The organism is Nostoc sp., from assembly GCF_036917275.1.
GTDB lineage: Bacteria > Cyanobacteriota > Cyanobacteriia > Cyanobacteriales > Nostocaceae > Nostoc.
In genome coordinates this window covers 21,387-37,391 of the sequence record NZ_JBALDF010000017.1, presented here as the reverse complement: position 1 = coordinate 37,391, position 16,005 = coordinate 21,387, and the positions used below count along the sequence as shown (strand labels likewise).

Here is a 16,005-nt window from a genome sequence, read left to right as displayed (position 1 = left end):
CTACATGGTCACTCAGTTGTCAAGGTTCACTACCTTGCGGCTAATCCTCCAGACCTATATAGGTCTTAGTTTCTAGCCAACGACTCGCACTTCTAGAACTACGTCATATACTGTTAAAATTTATTCTTTAAATAAATTATTAAAAACTGACAGTAATTGGATGATTTATAATACACACTTGCAGAATAATAGGGAGAATATAGTTGATATTTCTTATATTATTGAAATTTTTAGAGATTTAAGTAAAACTATTTATATTGGGCCATTTAGAAATGCACTTAGTCTTATACCAATTTTAGATCCTGGTTTTATGAAAAGCATAGATCAGCAGTACTTTAATTATTTTGATATAAAAATAGGACGAGCTTTTATACAGCAATGGCGAAGATTTAAAACAGGTTCTTCTAGAGAAAATAACAGAATTAGTCTTTTAATAACTGAAGATATTAAACATATTTTTGAATTCAATAATCTGGAGATTAATTCTTCAGATGATGATCAAACCATTAAAATGTTTATAGATGGAAACCCTTACACGCTTTCAGAACTTGGTTCTGGACTGGCTCAGTTCTTTATAGTTCTTGCAAATGTAGCTGTAGAAGAACCATCCTACATTCTTATTGACGAACCAGAACTAAATCTTAATCCCTTACTCCAACTTGATTTTCTAACAACACTTGGTAATTATGCTAAAAAAGGAGTTTTATTTGCTACACACAGTATTGGGTTAGCACGATCAAGTGCCGAGCAAATCTACACAGTTCGTAAAAGCAATGATGGGAGCGAAGTTAGAGAATACGAAAAAAATCCACATTTATCGGAATTACTGGGAGAACTTAGCTTTTCAACGTACAAAGAATTGGGTTTTAATAAAATTTTACTTGTTGAAGGGCCCACAGAAATTAAAACTATTCAGCAGTTCCTTCGCAAATATAAAAAAGACCATGAAATCGTGCTTTTACCTTTGGGTGGAAGCTCCCTAATCAATGATTCGTCTGAACCTGAACTTGTAGAAATTAAGAGGATTTCCAATAAAATTTCTGTACTGATTGACAGTGAGCGTAAATCCCCTGATGAAAAATTGGAGTCTAAAAGACAAGCTTTTTTAGATACGTGCCAAAGAATCGGAATTTTACCCCATGCCCTTGAGCGCCGGGCTATTGAAAACTACTTTTCAGACAGAGCAGTAAAGTTAGTTAAAGGCTCTAATTTTCAAAAACTTCAACCCTATGAAAAACTAGCAGACGTGCCAGGTTGGGGTAAAGCAGAAAATTGGAAAATAGCTAGAGAGATGACCCTTGATGAATTAGAAGGGACAGACTTAGGAGATTTTATTAAAAGTTTGTGTAAGGAGGAGTAAGGATATACTTGGGGTTTTGTCGAGATACGGATACTGTTGGCGAGATAAGGAAAACCAATAGATTTTACCTGAAAGCCGCTTGCTTCTGCTCCTAAGCTCGCTCAAACTTATTTGAACATTCTCCGCCAACCTCGCAATGCTTGGACTTGGGAAGTGGAATTGCGTCCCTGGGTGGAAAAATTTTGATTTTCACCCTGCTCTAGATATACATAGCAAAATAATCATTGTAGATTTCTGTATTAGTCATGACTGTGAGTTCTATTTGTTTCTGTTCTTCATCTGTTGCCGAACTCGTAGCTGAGTCTAAGCTTTCTTGAGCAATAAAATCACCACAGTATTCATTCGCAGGTACAGCTGCATTCATCTTTTGGGGATAACTCAATTTGAGATTATTCATGATGGTAATGAATTGACTACGGCTGCGATCGCGCAGCGCTCCGTAGGAATCACTAAATCTGGGATTAAGCCGCTTTTCTTCGCCAATGGTGGAAACTGTACGCCCTTTATAGTCATGGGCAGGATATACTAAGGTATCATCTGGCAAGGTGAATAAGCGTTGTGTCACTACATCGTATAGAGTTCCAGCATCGCCTCCCTGAAAATCTGTGCGTCCACAACCACGAATAAACAAGGCATCACCAGTTAACAGATGGCTTTTGTTCACCAAATATGCTATATGACTGGCGGTGTGTCCTGGTGTGGAAATTGTTTCGATGATTACCGATCCCACCTCTAGGATTTCGCCACCGACAAGGGAGCGATCGGCTTTTGTCACAGCAGGATTTTGGGGAACGATCACCTGAGCGCCTGTTTGTTGCCTGAGTTTGCCTGCCCCTGTAATGTGATCGGCATGGAGGTGAGTTTCTAGACAGTAGCGTAGCTTTAATCCCAATTCATTCAATGATTGCAAATCGCGGTCAACTTGCTCTAATACAGGATCGACTAGAATAGCATCTCCTGTCTGCCGATCGCCAATTAAGTAAGTATAACTACTAGTTTCAGGGTCAAAAAATTGCCGAAATAGGAAAGTTGACTGCGGTATCTCTGCACTGACATTGCTAAACAAAGGCATCGTCGGAATAGGACGCACACGCACTGGTAGCGACTGCAACAACGCCTTTGATAATTCCTGCGCCTGTCCCCGTAATTCTGGAACGGCAATAGTTTCCCACAAGTCGCCTTTGCGGGGAGTTCCCAAGGTATAAAACAGCGTCGAAACATTACCATCTGCTGCATATAAAGCACCGTGGGTATCTGTATCTAGTCCTAAACCGATGGCATTGGGGCGAATTAATTTCTGTGATCGCAAATCAGTAATTAGAGGATGAGGCGATCGCCGATAATCTGCTGCTACCCCTGTACAATTAACTACCCGGCTGACGTGCAAGATATCATTAGTTTGGGTTTTGCGCCAGCACACGGTTACAGCCACACCGTCCGGCAAAGCTTGATATTCCCGAATCCGCCCTGCGGCAATGGTGAGTTGACCAGAATCTAGCATTTCAGTGACAACATCCGCCACTTTTGGGGCAATGCGGTGACGATGCACGTCCCAATAGGGTGTCAAATGACGCAAAAAACGTTGCTGTTCGCCGATTGGTAGTTTTTGCCAGATTTTCTGGATCATGGGACGCAGAGAATCAATTACTGCTCGCCAGTCGTAGCCTTGAGTAGCCGCAACTTCCACCTCGACACGCAGCCGACGTAACCAGTCGCGTACACTTTTTGGTGAATTTTCTAGCGTCAAGAAGCAGGCATAAGGTTGAGCCGCTTGATGTTTGAGGGGAAATAATCCTCGTCGGGACACAGCATAAATTTTACCCCGATGTTGGCGATCGCTCAGAGATAAAACCATATCCACCATCGTCAGTCCCGTACCAATTAGCAGCACAGGTGCATCAGCATCAAGGTCTGCTAGGGCATCGGCTGACCAAGCGTTTCGCAGATAATCATCATTACTGTTTGGGTTTTGTATGGCGGGGGGTGCAGAAGGTGAATTGCCCAATGCCAACACAACTCTGTCTGCGGCAAAACAGCGACCACTACGCAGAGAAATCATTACGCCTTTTTCTTCAGGCTGTACTCCTACCACTTCATCGGTGAAGCGTTCTAGTTGCACATCACTGGGTGCTGTGGCTTCTGCTTCTGCTAAAACCGATTTAATGTATAAACCATAGACCTTACGAGGTATGAAGGTACTGGCATTGACTTCTTCTGAAAAAAATGCTGTCAACTCATCGCGGTTGTGCTGAAGCCAACGTAACAAATGCCCTGGATCGTGGGCAAATGCACTCATGTTGCCTGCCGATACATTCAGCAAATGACAGTTGGTATCTGTGCTGTAGGCAATTCCCTTGCCAATTTGATCGCTGCGCTCAATCAGCTTAATGGTGAGGGGTTGACTGGCAGTTTTCAATAGGTGGGTAGCGACTAGAGAACCACTAAAACCTCCGCCAACAATTGCGATCATGGTTGAAGTCTGGGCAGTTAAAATACTCGGATTCATGGCGGTCTTAATTAGAATCAATAGTTACGCCTATTTCATCAAGTTTATCTACTAGGATTAAACGCATTTTCAACCCAGCTAAAAGAATTAAGACTTTATTACATCTAAAGTCTTATAATACCATGCTTTCAGACATTAACTACATTTAATTTATAAATTAACCGTAGTTTGGATTACATAGTAATTATCCCTTGTGCCAAAAAATTGTTATGAAAGGATTGAAGGCACATCGCCCAAACTTGGCGGATGGGTGTCTCTCCTGAAGAAATTCCCCAAGGTTTGCCTCATCTAACCCTAGCACAAGTGTTTGATGCGTTGAGTTATTACAGCGATCGCCAAGATGAAATTAATGCTTATTATTGAATGCGATCGCATCCCTGATGAATTGATTGATCCGTTGGTGCGAGATTTATGAGTAACTTGTTCATTCACTTGTACTTAGATGAGGATATCAACGTTTTGGTAGCGGATTTGCTAAAAGCTAGAGGCTTTGATGCTGTAACCGTAAGAGATGCACGGAGACTGCACCACAGTTGTTATGCATACCTCAAATGAGACTCAATAGCAGCTAAATTAGCTCTAGAACAGAACGCTAATTCAGCATCTTTAGTAGGACTTACGCAAAAATTGCCAACTTCGCTTAATTTATCGAACCGCCAAGACGCCAAGAGCGCCGAGAATTCGTAGAGTGTGCGTAAGTCCTATTTAGCAAAAAAAGTTGACCAGAAGTAACTCGTCTTCTAACGTGTTGATATAGTTCCACTTCTCCTGTTCATTCATATTTCATGCATTATGACTACGAAATAAAACTTGATTTTATATAAATGTCTGTGATAGTATGCCTTCATTCATTAACTACAGTTATTCGATAAATTAACCGTATTTTATAATTACACAGTGTGCATATGCCAAAAGATTGGTATGAATGGCACGACCTTTACAACCTGCGACAACTAGCCGATTATCTCATTCATGGCAATGGTGCAACTTTACCGGGTGGAAGGACTGGTGGTAAAAATAGTAGTGTTGATCCCATCTTCACTGCTGTGGGGGCGATCGCTTTGGCATATTTGAGAAATCGCATCTGCGCCCCTCGTGATATGAGTGCTGGTGCAGCAACGGCGTTTCGGGCTGCAATCGATAAATTGTTGACTTCTGTTTATTAATTTTGTATGCGTTGCTGAATGTATGAATGAATTTGCTTTATGCACAGACGCAGCGAAAAGTCGGAGCGTTTCTGAATTCTGACCGGAGGCGGAGCGTCTCCGGCTTTGCTCCTGAATTCTGCTGTACTTTGGAGACTTTATTGAGGGAAGGGAATTGCTAACAGTCCATAGTGAAAATGAACTACAATTGACTGCTGATGTACTGGTAATTGGTGGTGGCCCTGCCGCAGCCTGGGCAGCCTGGGCAGCCGCATCCCAAGGAGTCAAAGTCATCATTGTTGATAAAGGTTTTCTGGGTACAAGTGGCGCAGCTGCTGCTAGTGGTAACGGCATTATGGCTCCTTCTCCAGAAGATTGGGACAAAGTTTTATCGGAGCGTTATCGCGCAGGAAAAAACCTCGCTAACTCACGTTGGATCGAGCGTGTTATTGAAAAAACTTGGCTGAGTTTGCCCTTAGTGGAAAGTTGGGGCTATCGTTTCCCCAAAGAAGATGGGGAATCTGTGCGTGAGAGTTATTATGGCCCTGAATATATGCGGGTACTTCGCAAAAACCTTTTGCGTGTTGGTGTGCAGATTCTTGATCAAAGTCCGGCTTTAGAGCTTTTATTGGCTGACGACGGCTCAGTAGCTGGAGCAAGAGGTGTGCAGAGGCAGCATCATCGTACTTATACCGTTCGTGCTGGTGCAGTAGTCTTCGCGAATGGCGGTTGTGCATTCTTGAGTAAAGCATTAGGTTGTAATACCAATACAGGTGATGGACTGTTGATGGCAGTGGAAGCTGGTGGCGAACTTTCTAGTATGGAAGCTTCTAATCACTATGCCATTTCGACGGCTTTCAATGCGACTGTAACCAGGGGTGTTCCCTTTGGCTGGGCTAGTTATACCGATGAAGCAGGCAATGATCTGGGTGGCTATATCAATGGTCGTCGCGATCCATCGTTTCTCCCTAATGCCCTCCTGAAAGGCCCCGTTTATGCTCGTTTGGATCGAGCCACGCCTGAAGTTAAAGCAGTGGTTGAAAAGTCTCATTTCATCGCTTTTCTACCCTATACAAAAGCTGGTATTGACCCCTATACAGAACGAGTGCCTGTGACACTTGTTTTAGAGGGTACAGTCCGTGGTACAGGTGGGATTCGGATTGTGAATGATAATTGCGCTACAAAAGTTTCTGGCCTTTACGCTGCTGGTGATGCAGCATCGCGGGAGTTTTTAGCCGGTTTAGCTTCTGGGGGTGGTGGCCCTAATGCTGCCTGGGCAATCTCCACAGGGCAATGGGCAGGAGTTGGAGCAGCGGACTTTGCTAAGAGTCTGGGTGTTCATGCAAATGAACGGGTTGCGCGTCCTGCTGGTAAAGTAGGATTGCCATCATCACCCTCACCCACTTCTGAAACATTCGATAGTGAGGCGATCGTGCATGGTGTACAAGCCCAGATGTTCCCGTTGGAGAAGAATTACTTGCGTTCTGAGCAGGGACTTTTGGATTCTCTCGCTAAATTAGAAACGCTGTGGCAGCAAGTACAAGGGAACCCAAAACAAGATACAGTGCGCGATGTAGAATTTTCTCGGCGAGCGGCTGCTCTGACGGCTGTAGCACGATGGGCATATTTTAGCGCGTTACATCGCAAGGAAACGCGCAGCGAACATATTCGTGTGGACTATCCCGAAACCGATCCAAATCAGCGTTATTACCAAGCAACAGGAGGTTTGGATAAGCTTTGGGTGAGGCGTGATTGGATTACAGATACAATCGCTACACCACCAGTACAAACCACTCAAACCACACCCTCTGTATCAAAGTTGTAGCAGGAGCATGTCATGATCGAGCTTGTCAGCCATAAACTCTGTATCAATTGCAATTTGTGCGTCCAAGTGTGTCCTACCAATGTCTTTGACTCCGTACCCAACCAGCCACCCGCGATCGCCCGCAAGGAAGACTGTCAAACTTGTTTCATGTGTGAGGCCTATTGCCCTGCGGATGCGCTCTATGTTGCCCCCGAATCTCATACCAATGTTGCAGTCAATGAGGATGATTTAATTGAAAGTGACATCATGGGTGAATATCGTCGCCTTCTGGGTTGGGGATATGGCAGAAAAAACAATAGTGAATTGGATACGGCTCATAAGCTGCGTCAACTGCCACGTCCTTATCAAAGTTAATTTGGGTGTTTGGGGAGTGGGCTTTTATTCAGTACTTTAAAAGTTTTTGGTGTCAAAGGTGGCTATAACTTAGAAGACACTAATGTTGAGGGTGAACCTTTCATTCCAACGATCCCATTCTACTTTGAGCATCCCTGTTTCAGTCTCTACACTCACTTATTCACAGTAATATGTTTTCTAGGAAAACTCCAGTTTTCAAGATATAGCAACAGCCAAGGTGGTTAGGACATTAACAGATGATAAAACTTAGACACAAAAAGGCTTTTCACCCAGTCCCCAGTCCCCAGTCCCTAGTCCCTTGCTATAGATGAGGTTTAGCATCAATTTCTCCACTTTTTAATGCGGTGTTGACTTGCACCCAATCGCTAAGTTGGACAATCTGAATCTCTAAACCCTGACTGGGGGCTAGTTCTTTTTGAATAAACTTTAAAATATCTTCCGCAATTACAGACCAGACTCCTACTTTAACTTTGTTAGTTTGTTGTGAGGCTGATACATTCTGACTTGTTGGTGTGCTGGTAGATTGATTTTGAGAGGATGTACAACTAGCAAAAAGAAGAGATGTGATCGTACGATTCCTTAAAGCTCAACGGCAGTAATTAAGGGACTGACAAAAAATAAATTATCCAAAATTATTTTTACATTTGTAGGGGATCTTGGCCAAGATCCCCTACTGTTATCTCATATCTTGCATTTGCTGATTGCTCGGACGCTCCAACTCCAAATCTTCCCAAGAAACTGGATCTTCTACAGGTTCCAGATGAGTTGTGACGTGGGTTGAAGGCAGCACCCGAAGAATAGCAAGCTCAATTGCCTCGCATAAATCATGCCCTTGTTGCACTGTCCAAGATCCAGGCACAAGAACATGAAAGGAAACAAAGCGGCGGGTTCCAGCAGTGCGGGTTCGCAAGGCATGGAACTGAATATCCTGATGTTTATACTCGTTAAGGATGCTCTTGATTGCGTCAATTTCTTCTTTAGGCAAAGCTGCATCCAGTAACGCGCTACCGGTTTCCCGCAGCAAACGAAATCCTGTCCAAGTAATATTTGCTGCTACTATCAGTGCAACAATTGGATCAAGCACGAGAGCGCCTGTTACTTTGACGAGGAAGATTCCAATTACCACACCACCCGAAGTTACCACATCAGTAAATAGGTGGTGAGCATCAGCCCTCAGTGTAATAGAACGCAATCGTCGCCCTGCTCGTAGCAAGATAAAGGCAACAACGCCGTTGATTGCGGTAGCAAATAAGGAGAGTGCCAACCCCAATCCTAGCTGTGTTAATGGTTCTGGATGTAACAAGTGTCCCCAGGATTCAACAGCAATGCTAATCGCTGCCACTACAATCAACGCACCTTCTGCACCACTGGAGAAGTATTCGGCTTTAGAATGCCCAAAGGCGTGTTTGGTATCGGCTGGTTTATCAGCATAAGTCAATGCCCATAGAGCGACCAATGCTGCTACGAGATTTACAATTGACTCAATAGCATCTGAAAGTAAACCTACTGATCCGGTTAGCAGGTAAGCGCCAAACTTTAGGGCAATAGTGACAATTGCCGCTGCAATCGACAAGAAAGCATAGGAGCGGGCTGTTCGACTACTCATCTCGGTCACGGAGGTAACTACAGTGATTCCGAGCTAACAGTACCAAATTTAACTTTAATCGTCATCAGCCCTGAGACTTCTACTGATTGGTAAAAGAAACTACAGGATATCATTGCGATCGCCGATCGGATGATTGAACTTTCATCGTTTCGGCGTTGCAGTTGATGAGAGATGCGATCGCGCTGTTCTATAGCTGATCGTATACTTCAGGATAATCAAGAAGCTTATCTATTACGTTTCCTTCTGTAGTATCCTCTTACAGGGGTTCCATCTTTTCTAGTATAGGCATCAACATATTCATAATCGTTTTTATTAGAAATATTCTGATATTCTTTTACTGAAACTGTTTCATTGGTCGCAACTCGTTTAACAGATGCTTGTGGTGTTTTATCGGCGGAGCTAGTAGATTGCGCTCGATTAGTCTGGGAAAGATTTTCTATTTGTTCCCTTAAGCTAGCTATTTCATTTTGTTGCTGCTGATAGTGTTGAGATAGTGTCTGGTATTGTAGTTGCAACTCTGATTTTTGAGAATTCAATTGAGATTTTTCGCTTTGTAAGTTCTCAGCGTCAGATTCCTTACTTCGGGCGTAATTAACGATATCTTGAATTCTTTTATGTAAATCTGATTTTTCTTGATTCAGTTGAGACAATTTATTTTGTAAGTTACTAACTTGAGCTTGTTTTTGTCGCTCAATCTCTCTAGAATTTTGAATATCTCTTTGTAAATTAGATATTGAATTTTGTAAGCTATCTATTTGAGCTTGTTTTTTTTGAGCTAACTCTGTTAAATTTTGGGTGTTCTTTCGTAAAATAGCTATATCAGTATCACGCTCAGATATAGCTTTATGTAGAGCAGAGATATTTTTAGTAAGATTAGAAATTTCCTGTACACGCTTATTTAACTCGTTAGTATTCTCTTGTCTACTTCTAAGTAAACTGTTAAATTGCTCAGATAAAAGATTGATTCGAGAACGTAACTCGTTAATGAGTGCTTGATAACTACTATCAGTTCTAGACCTGTCAGATCCTAAAACCAGTTTTGCTGATAAAACCTTGATTAAATCATCAATTTTATAAGCAAGACGAAGACGATATGGACTAATCTGATTAGCGTTTTGTGCTATTTCTACAGCTATTCTTTCAATTACTTCTGAAAGAATAAATTCTGAGGGTTGCTTGCTTCTTGCAAAAAGAACTAGATTAGTTACAATTTTATCGAGTCATTCATAATCCTTTTCAGCCTGACTAGCTAAAAGAGAACGAACAACATTCTGTATACCTGCAAAAACTTGGTATCTCTTAGGTTTTCTAGGTTCTAATTCTTGGATAATTTCGCTTCGTTTATACTCTAATGCCTCAAGTGTCCTTGCAATTTTTCCACGATTTGCAGTAGGAGCTTCACCAAAACGTTCTAAGACCCCTTCGTAAAGCCAAGCTTGAGACTCTAACTTATTCAGCTTTTGAACTTGCTGTTGATTATCTGGTTGAGAGAATATATCTGTTTTTTGCAACTTTTGTTGTAAGCTGTTAATCCTTGCTGAAATAGTACCTTTAAAACAAGCAAGCAATAACTCTAAGACTTGACCAAAAGGAAAAGAATAGTCAGCCAACCACCCAAATAAAACCCAGAAAACTAGAGAGCCTATCAGAAATACGACTACTTTAACGTAGTTGCAAAACCTCTTAAGTAAGTTTCTATTGTCTTCCAGGTCTGAACTTTGTAGGTCAAAGTAAAACTGATTAACGAAAAAGTTGCTTACCTATTTGTTGACCTATAACTGTACCAGGATTGTTATTAACGTTGAGGTTTACACCTGATTGAGTATTCTGAGAGACATTAGAGGTATTCTGTATCTGCTGGTACTGAGTAACTAGTCTTTCTAAATCCTCTTGAAATGTCTTGTCAGATTCAGCTTCACTTACAAGCGCAGCTTCTAAAAGCTTTGGTTCTTGTTTAGCCTTCTCAAGCTGAAGTCTCCCTTGAAATCTTGCTTTCAAGAAATCTAAGACATCTGTTCCAGCTTTCTCTAAAGCACCACCTGTAGCTTTATCAAGTGCATAAAGTACTATATTCACAGCTTGCAAAGCCAGCACAGATAAATCCATGTCTGTAGTAATCCTGATTTAAGCTCTATCAATTTATAGCACATTGCTACAAAGTGGCCCACAGCAAACAGAGTTAAAAAGTGATTGTACCGACCGATAATGTGATTGTATCGACCGACAATGCGATCGCAAGTTAATCAACTTACAGTAATTTTCATGTATTTAAAGCACATCTGTTGTAAGGGCACAGCAATGCTGTGCCCCTACCGCGTGGTTTATTTACCTGAAAATAGCTGTAATTGAGTTTGGAAATTAGCGATCGCCGATCGGATGATTGAACTTTCATCGTTTCGGCAATCGCAATATCTACAGCACCTTGTCTAATGTAATTGGCAAATCACGGATGCGCTTACCTGTGGCATGATAGACAGCGTTAGCGATCGCCGCCGCCGTGCCGGTAATCCCAATTTCGCCAATTCCTTTGACACCAAGCGGGTTGATATGTGGATCGTGTTCATCAACAAACAACACCTGAATATCAGGAACGTCTGCATTCACTGGTACGTGATACTCAGCTAAATCGTGGTTGACAACGCGTCCGAGATTGGGGTCTGTTACTGTGTGTTCCATCAGTGCCATACCAATACCGTAGACAATCCCACCGATGAGTTGACTGTTGGCTGTTTTAGCGTTGAGTATGCGTCCAACGCCAAAAGTTCCTACCCAGCGCGTTACTCTGACTTCGCCAGAATCAGGATTAACGCGGACTTCGGCAAATTGTGATCCAAATGCGTGCATTGAGAACTTCTTTTGTTCCTCTCCGAGTTTGGCATCTGCACGCGCTTCGATCATTTTCATTCCATGCCGGGCCAAGATTGCCTGATATGTTTCGGTTGCAGACGATTTATTTTTTAAGAAAAAGCTACCATTTTCGGCAATCACATCCTCAGCTTTTGAACTATAAAGCGGCGATTTTTGATCGGCAAGTGCTAGTTGCAAAAGTTGACTGCGAGCTTGATTTCCCGCTAAATGCACGGACGAGCTGACACTAGCGGCTGTTTGCGAACCACCGGAAACAGGGGTTTCTGGCATCTTAGTATCACCTAGTTCAAAGCGAACTTTGTCAACTGGTAAACCGAGCGCCTCAGCTGCAACTTGAGTCATTACAGTATAAGTTCCCGTGCCAATATCTTGCGAACCACTTTGCACAACGGCTGTACCGTCTGCCATAATTCGAGCGATCGCTGATGCTGGGGAACGGTTGGTAGGATAAGTTGCTGTCGCCATACCCCAACCAATCAAATAATTGCCATCTCGCATCGAACGCGGCTTAGAATTGCGCTTTTGCCAACCAAACTTTTCTGCTCCTAATCTGTAGCACTGGATGAGTGACTTGCTCGACCAGGGCAGTCCTTTACTGGGATCGACATCAGCATGATTACGCAGACGCAACTCTACCGGATCGATATTCAGTGCATAAGCTAGTTCGTCCATTGCCGATTCTAAGGCAAACGACCCAGAAGCTTCTCCAGGCGCACGCATAAAGGTTGGTGTACCCTCATCGAGCTGCACCAGATGGTGGCTGGTTTCGATATTTGGGCAAGCGTAAAGCATCCGGGCGCTTTTACCAACAGGTTCGATAAATTCATCGAAAGTTGAAGTCTGGGAAATGCCACTGTGTCGCAGAGCGGTTAATTTGCCCTCGCGGGTTGCACCTAGAGCAACCTGTTGAATTGTCTCTGGTCGGAAGCCGACAGGCCCATACATTTGTATGCGTCCTAAAACTAACTTCACTGGGCGCTTAACCTGCCGTGCTGCCATCGCCGCTAGAGGCACATGCGACCAAGCCGACCCTTTGCAACCGAAGCCACCGCCGACAAAGTAAGACATAACGCGGACTTTCTCTGGCTCAATTCCCAATACCCCTGCTACTTTTTGTTGAGCCGAAAAGATTCCTTGGGTTGCATCATACAGCAGCAGTTGATCGCCTTGCCAAACTGCTGTTGTGGCATGAGGCTCCATCGGATTGTGATTTTCGATTGGTGTTGTATAGGTTTGCTCAACACGGACAGCAGCAGCCTTTAGTCCCTGGTTGACATTGCCGTGCTCTAAATCGGGCGGCTCTTCTCTGGGGATTTTACCTTTAGGCAAGTATGCCTTAGCGAGATTGTCCCGCATATTAATGGTTGGTTTCTCTTCGTCATAGCGAACTTGCACCAGCGAGGCAGCATACATCGCGCGTTCAAAGGTATCGGCAACGACGACACCAATGTGCTGACCGCTATACAGGACAACGTTATCTTGTAGCACTTGCAGCTTGCGACCACCGCCCTTTTCTCCAGAAGCCTTGGGTGCGTTGAGGTGGGTAATTACTGCTAATACGCCCGGTACTTGTTCCGCCGCCTTTGTATCAATTTTGGCTATCTTTCCTTTGGCGATCGTGCTTTGAATTGTTACGCCATAAGTCATTTTTGCTACCGGAAACTCAGCCGAATAGCGTGCGCCGCCAGTCACCTTTAGCCGTCCATCAACTCGGTTGAGCGGTTTGCCGACAACTGTATTTGTATCTCCTGTATTCATGCCATTCCTCCCACCGTGAAGAGCGCCTTAACAATTGTGCGTTTAGCCAGTTCGACCTTAAACCCGTTGTATTTTTGAGGTTTAGCTCCAGCGATCGCTGCTGTGGCTGCTGCAAGAAATGTTGCCTGGTTTGCGGGCTTATTCAAAAGTACTTTTTCCGCTTCAAAGGCACGCCAGGGCTTTGTTCCTACTCCACCCAAGGCAATACGGGCAGCGCGAATGATGCCATTTTGGACATCTAATGCCGCCGCCACCGATGTCATTGCAAAAGCATAGGAGGCGCGATCGCGGACTTTTAAATAGTGCGATCGCTTGGCAAAGTTTGAAGCAGGCAAGTCAACGGCAACAATTAACTCCCCGTGTTGTAAAACTGTTTCCCGTTCGGGTGTATTGCCAGGTACGAGATGAAAATCTACAAGGGGAATACTGCGCTCTCCGTTCGGGCCGCGTGTTTGCACAACTGCATCTAGTGCGATCATTGCTACCGCCATATCGGAAGGATGAGTGGCAATACAGCGATCGCTTCCGCCAAGAATCGCGTGAATGCGGTTGTAACCTTCAATTGCTGCACAACCTGAACCTGGAACACGCTTATTGCATGGCATTGAAGTGTCGCGGAAGTAGTAGCAGCGGGTACGCTGTAACAAATTTCCGCCCACCGTTGCCATATTTCGCAGTTGTGGCGATGCCCCAGATAGCAACGCTTCTGACAGCACAGGATAACGCTCCTGAATCATCGCATTATAAGCAACATCACTATTACGTGCCATTGCGCCAATTCGCACGCCGTTGCCCTGCATTTCTATCTTGGTTAGCGGTAGTGGATTAATGTCAACTAACTCTCTTGGTGTCTGGACATTCAGCTTCATCAAATCGATTAAGCTGGTACCACCGGCAAGATACGAGGCTTCACTATCTGGAGCCACCAACGCCACGGCATTTTCCGTTTGTCCTGCTTTTTTATAGTTAAACGGCTGCATCTTTTTTTCCTTCTAAAACATCGCGAACAGCATTCACGATATTTGGATAAGCACCACAACGGCAAATATTGCCGCTCATCAATTCACGAATATCGCCATCTGACTTAGCATGTCCTTCGTTAACTAAACCCACTGCTGAACAAATTTGTCCTGGTGTGCAGTAGCCACACTGGAATGCATCGCGGACAATAAACGCAGCTTGCATCGGGTGCAGATTATTTCCTTGCTCCAGCCCTTCAATGGTTGTAATTGTGGCGTCGGTGTGCATGATCGCAAATGTCAGGCAGGAATTAATCCGCTGCCCATCAACCAGCACTGTACAAGCACCACATTGACCGTGGTCACAACCTTTTTTACTACCAGTTAGCCCGATGTATTCCCGCAGGGCATCAAGTAAGGTAACACGTGGTTCAATCTGTAAATTGTGTGCTGTTCCGTTTACTTGCAGCGTCACCTTCATAGTTTCAGGTGTCGAAGTTTGCGGCGTTAGAGTACTTTTTTGGACTTGAGTTTGTCCTACAGCTTTCTCTACAAAATTATTGATCGTAGCCGCTACTGTGCTAACGATCATCAATTTACCAAAACCACGGCGTCTTAGCCGAAATTTCATCTGTTTACTCCACTCTGTTTTTGTTGGTAATAATATTGGGTAATTTTCTGGACTTAACTTCCTTTATAAAAAGCACTTTTTTTTACAAGTATTTTCCTCAATATGACATTATTAACAGAATACAATTTCATCTTGTCATTGTCTCTCTATCAGAAGATTTATGCCATAAGTATTATCTAAAATTCTCATTTTGTTTTAGAATTTCTAATATTTTTATTCTATAGACAATTAAATTTCTTAGTAAGTATTTAATTAATTTTATTAATTTTTAATAAACTTTTATCAAGATAATCATTTTTCTAAACTTTATTATAGCATCTACGGCTGTTATGAGCAGTTGCAGCAACTAGCAAACCAGTTTCTTAAATGTTGAGGATTTATTAAGTCGAGTGCAACTGATATTAGTTTATCAACCATTTCTGTTGTAGTTGGAGTGAAACTACGTAAAAAGGATTTAAGTTGTGACCACCATAATTCAATAGGATTAAAATCGGGAGAGTAAAAGCATAAACAAATAACTTTCGTACCTACAGCTTCTATCATGGGCATAATTTAATCTAGTTTATGTGCGGATAAATTATCAATTCATGTATACTGCTCCTGACCAAAAATGTGGCACTAAAAACTTCTCAATAAATAATTCATCTGTTAAAATTGTTATTCTCTCTGATTTTTGTTGTTATAGTAAAAAGTTATTCATCGGTATAATCTGTCATCAAAGCTTTAGTATAAAAATACCATAAGTTTTTATCTCATTTAGAATTGCTATATCTTGTTTTAATTAAGTCTAAGTTGCGGTGCGCGTAGCGCACTCTTATTATCGTGTGCGATCGCACGAACCTTGGGGTGAAAAGCATTCCTCTGTCTGATAACCCGCAACTTGGGTTATTACCTAAAACTTCTACATCAGGTGTTTGATTCTGGAGAAGGTCAGTGGACGATTACTACTGCACTCCACTAATAATTAAGCTCCAGAGGTGAAGGTGAGTTTGT

At 43.0% G+C, this 16,005-nt stretch carries 15 protein-coding genes and 1 pseudogene; 6 read left to right on the top strand and 10 right to left on the bottom strand.

Translation table 11 applies throughout. The features are described from left to right. Positions 1-160: 160 nt before the first annotated feature. Positions 161-1,360 carry an ATP-dependent nuclease gene (locus V7K35_RS07180; protein WP_335077550.1) on the top strand — a complete coding sequence of 400 codons (1,200 nt, stop codon included), beginning with the start codon at positions 161-163 and terminating at the stop codon, positions 1,358-1,360. A gap of 199 nt (positions 1,361-1,559) precedes the next feature. Here V7K35_RS07180 and V7K35_RS07175 read toward each other — a convergent pair whose 3' ends face one another. Then, complete coding sequence (locus V7K35_RS07175) at positions 1,560-3,866, bottom strand: FAD/NAD(P)-binding protein (protein WP_335077548.1); 2,307 nt, start codon at positions 3,864-3,866, stop codon at positions 1,560-1,562. Positions 3,867-4,112: 246 nt separating this feature from the next. Here V7K35_RS07175 and V7K35_RS07170 point away from each other — a divergent pair, with 246 nt between their 5' ends. From V7K35_RS07170 to V7K35_RS07150, 5 genes and pseudogenes are all read left to right on the top strand, one after another. Continuing rightward, the gene (locus V7K35_RS07170) at positions 4,113-4,229 is read left to right on the top strand and encodes a DUF433 domain-containing protein (protein ID WP_335077546.1); all 117 of its coding nucleotides are present in this window, start codon (positions 4,113-4,115) and stop codon (positions 4,227-4,229) included. Between the two features lie 48 nt (positions 4,230-4,277). Further along, on the top strand, positions 4,278-4,421 hold the full coding sequence (locus V7K35_RS07165; RefSeq protein ID WP_335077544.1) for a hypothetical protein: 144 nt from the start codon (positions 4,278-4,280) through the stop codon (positions 4,419-4,421). A gap of 383 nt (positions 4,422-4,804) precedes the next feature. Continuing rightward, a pseudogene (locus tag V7K35_RS07160) lies at positions 4,805-5,032 on the top strand (glutathione S-transferase family protein); the annotation flags it as partial. Between the two features lie 154 nt (positions 5,033-5,186). Next, positions 5,187-6,836 carry an FAD-binding protein gene (locus tag V7K35_RS07155; protein ID WP_335077542.1) on the top strand — a complete coding sequence of 550 codons (1,650 nt, stop codon included), beginning with the start codon at positions 5,187-5,189 and terminating at the stop codon, positions 6,834-6,836. Between the two features lie 12 nt (positions 6,837-6,848). Next, the gene (locus tag V7K35_RS07150; RefSeq protein ID WP_069074745.1) at positions 6,849-7,190 is read left to right on the top strand and encodes a 4Fe-4S binding protein; all 342 of its coding nucleotides are present in this window, start codon (positions 6,849-6,851) and stop codon (positions 7,188-7,190) included. 301 nt (positions 7,191-7,491) lie between these two features. On the opposite strand, the gene V7K35_RS29630 is transcribed toward V7K35_RS07150, so the two are convergent. The 9 genes from V7K35_RS29630 to V7K35_RS07110 form a co-directional block, all read right to left on the bottom strand. Next, positions 7,492-7,758, bottom strand: coding sequence for a MetQ/NlpA family ABC transporter substrate-binding protein (locus V7K35_RS29630; protein ID WP_442939698.1), 267 nt, complete (start codon positions 7,756-7,758; stop codon positions 7,492-7,494). 108 nt (positions 7,759-7,866) lie between these two features. Beyond that, positions 7,867-8,796, bottom strand: a complete 930-nt coding sequence (locus V7K35_RS07145) for a cation diffusion facilitator family transporter (protein WP_335077538.1) — start codon at positions 8,794-8,796, stop codon at positions 7,867-7,869. A 224-nt stretch (positions 8,797-9,020) separates the two neighbouring features. Beyond that, complete coding sequence (locus tag V7K35_RS07140; protein ID WP_335077536.1) at positions 9,021-9,446, bottom strand: hypothetical protein; 426 nt, start codon at positions 9,444-9,446, stop codon at positions 9,021-9,023. Between the two features lie 570 nt (positions 9,447-10,016). Then, positions 10,017-10,406: a hypothetical protein gene (locus tag V7K35_RS07135; protein WP_335077534.1), complete on the bottom strand. Its 390-nt coding sequence runs from the start codon at positions 10,404-10,406 to the stop codon at positions 10,017-10,019. Positions 10,407-10,536: 130 nt separating this feature from the next. Next, positions 10,537-10,902: a hypothetical protein gene (locus V7K35_RS07130; RefSeq protein WP_322699267.1), complete on the bottom strand. Its 366-nt coding sequence runs from the start codon at positions 10,900-10,902 to the stop codon at positions 10,537-10,539. Positions 10,903-11,056: 154 nt separating this feature from the next. Beyond that, positions 11,057-11,188: a hypothetical protein gene (locus tag V7K35_RS07125; RefSeq protein WP_335077531.1), complete on the bottom strand. Its 132-nt coding sequence runs from the start codon at positions 11,186-11,188 to the stop codon at positions 11,057-11,059. Between the two features lie 20 nt (positions 11,189-11,208). Then, the gene (locus V7K35_RS07120; RefSeq protein WP_335077529.1) at positions 11,209-13,422 is read right to left on the bottom strand and encodes a xanthine dehydrogenase family protein molybdopterin-binding subunit; all 2,214 of its coding nucleotides are present in this window, start codon (positions 13,420-13,422) and stop codon (positions 11,209-11,211) included. Continuing rightward, a complete protein-coding gene (locus V7K35_RS07115; RefSeq protein WP_335077527.1) occupies positions 13,419-14,402 on the bottom strand; it encodes an FAD binding domain-containing protein in 984 nt (327 codons plus the stop codon). The genes V7K35_RS07120 and V7K35_RS07115 overlap by 4 nt, the downstream gene beginning before the upstream one ends. Beyond that, on the bottom strand, positions 14,389-15,012 hold the full coding sequence (locus V7K35_RS07110; protein WP_335077525.1) for a (2Fe-2S)-binding protein: 624 nt from the start codon (positions 15,010-15,012) through the stop codon (positions 14,389-14,391). Before V7K35_RS07110 ends, V7K35_RS07115 begins: the two co-directional genes overlap by 14 nt. Positions 15,013-16,005 lie beyond the last annotated feature (993 nt).

What these genes read in the sequence shown, in the direction of transcription:
- V7K35_RS07180 (WP_335077550.1), top strand. Translation starts at nt 161, where the DNA reads ATGATTTATAATACACACTTGCAGAATAATAGGGAGAATATAGTTGAT.
- V7K35_RS07175 (WP_335077548.1), bottom strand. Translation starts at nt 3,866, where the DNA reads ATGAATCCGAGTATTTTAACTGCCCAGACTTCAACCATGATCGCAATT.
- V7K35_RS07170 (WP_335077546.1), top strand. Translation starts at nt 4,113, where the DNA reads ATGGGTGTCTCTCCTGAAGAAATTCCCCAAGGTTTGCCTCATCTAACC.
- V7K35_RS07165 (WP_335077544.1), top strand. Translation starts at nt 4,278, where the DNA reads ATGAGTAACTTGTTCATTCACTTGTACTTAGATGAGGATATCAACGTT.
- V7K35_RS07150 (WP_069074745.1), top strand. Translation starts at nt 6,849, where the DNA reads ATGATCGAGCTTGTCAGCCATAAACTCTGTATCAATTGCAATTTGTGC.
- V7K35_RS07145 (WP_335077538.1), bottom strand. Translation starts at nt 8,796, where the DNA reads ATGAGTAGTCGAACAGCCCGCTCCTATGCTTTCTTGTCGATTGCAGCG.
- V7K35_RS07130 (WP_322699267.1), bottom strand. Translation starts at nt 10,902, where the DNA reads ATGGATTTATCTGTGCTGGCTTTGCAAGCTGTGAATATAGTACTTTAT.
- V7K35_RS07125 (WP_335077531.1), bottom strand. Translation starts at nt 11,188, where the DNA reads ATGAAAGTTCAATCATCCGATCGGCGATCGCTAATTTCCAAACTCAAT.
- V7K35_RS07120 (WP_335077529.1), bottom strand. Translation starts at nt 13,422, where the DNA reads ATGAATACAGGAGATACAAATACAGTTGTCGGCAAACCGCTCAACCGA.
- V7K35_RS07115 (WP_335077527.1), bottom strand. Translation starts at nt 14,402, where the DNA reads ATGCAGCCGTTTAACTATAAAAAAGCAGGACAAACGGAAAATGCCGTG.
- V7K35_RS07110 (WP_335077525.1), bottom strand. Translation starts at nt 15,012, where the DNA reads ATGAAATTTCGGCTAAGACGCCGTGGTTTTGGTAAATTGATGATCGTT.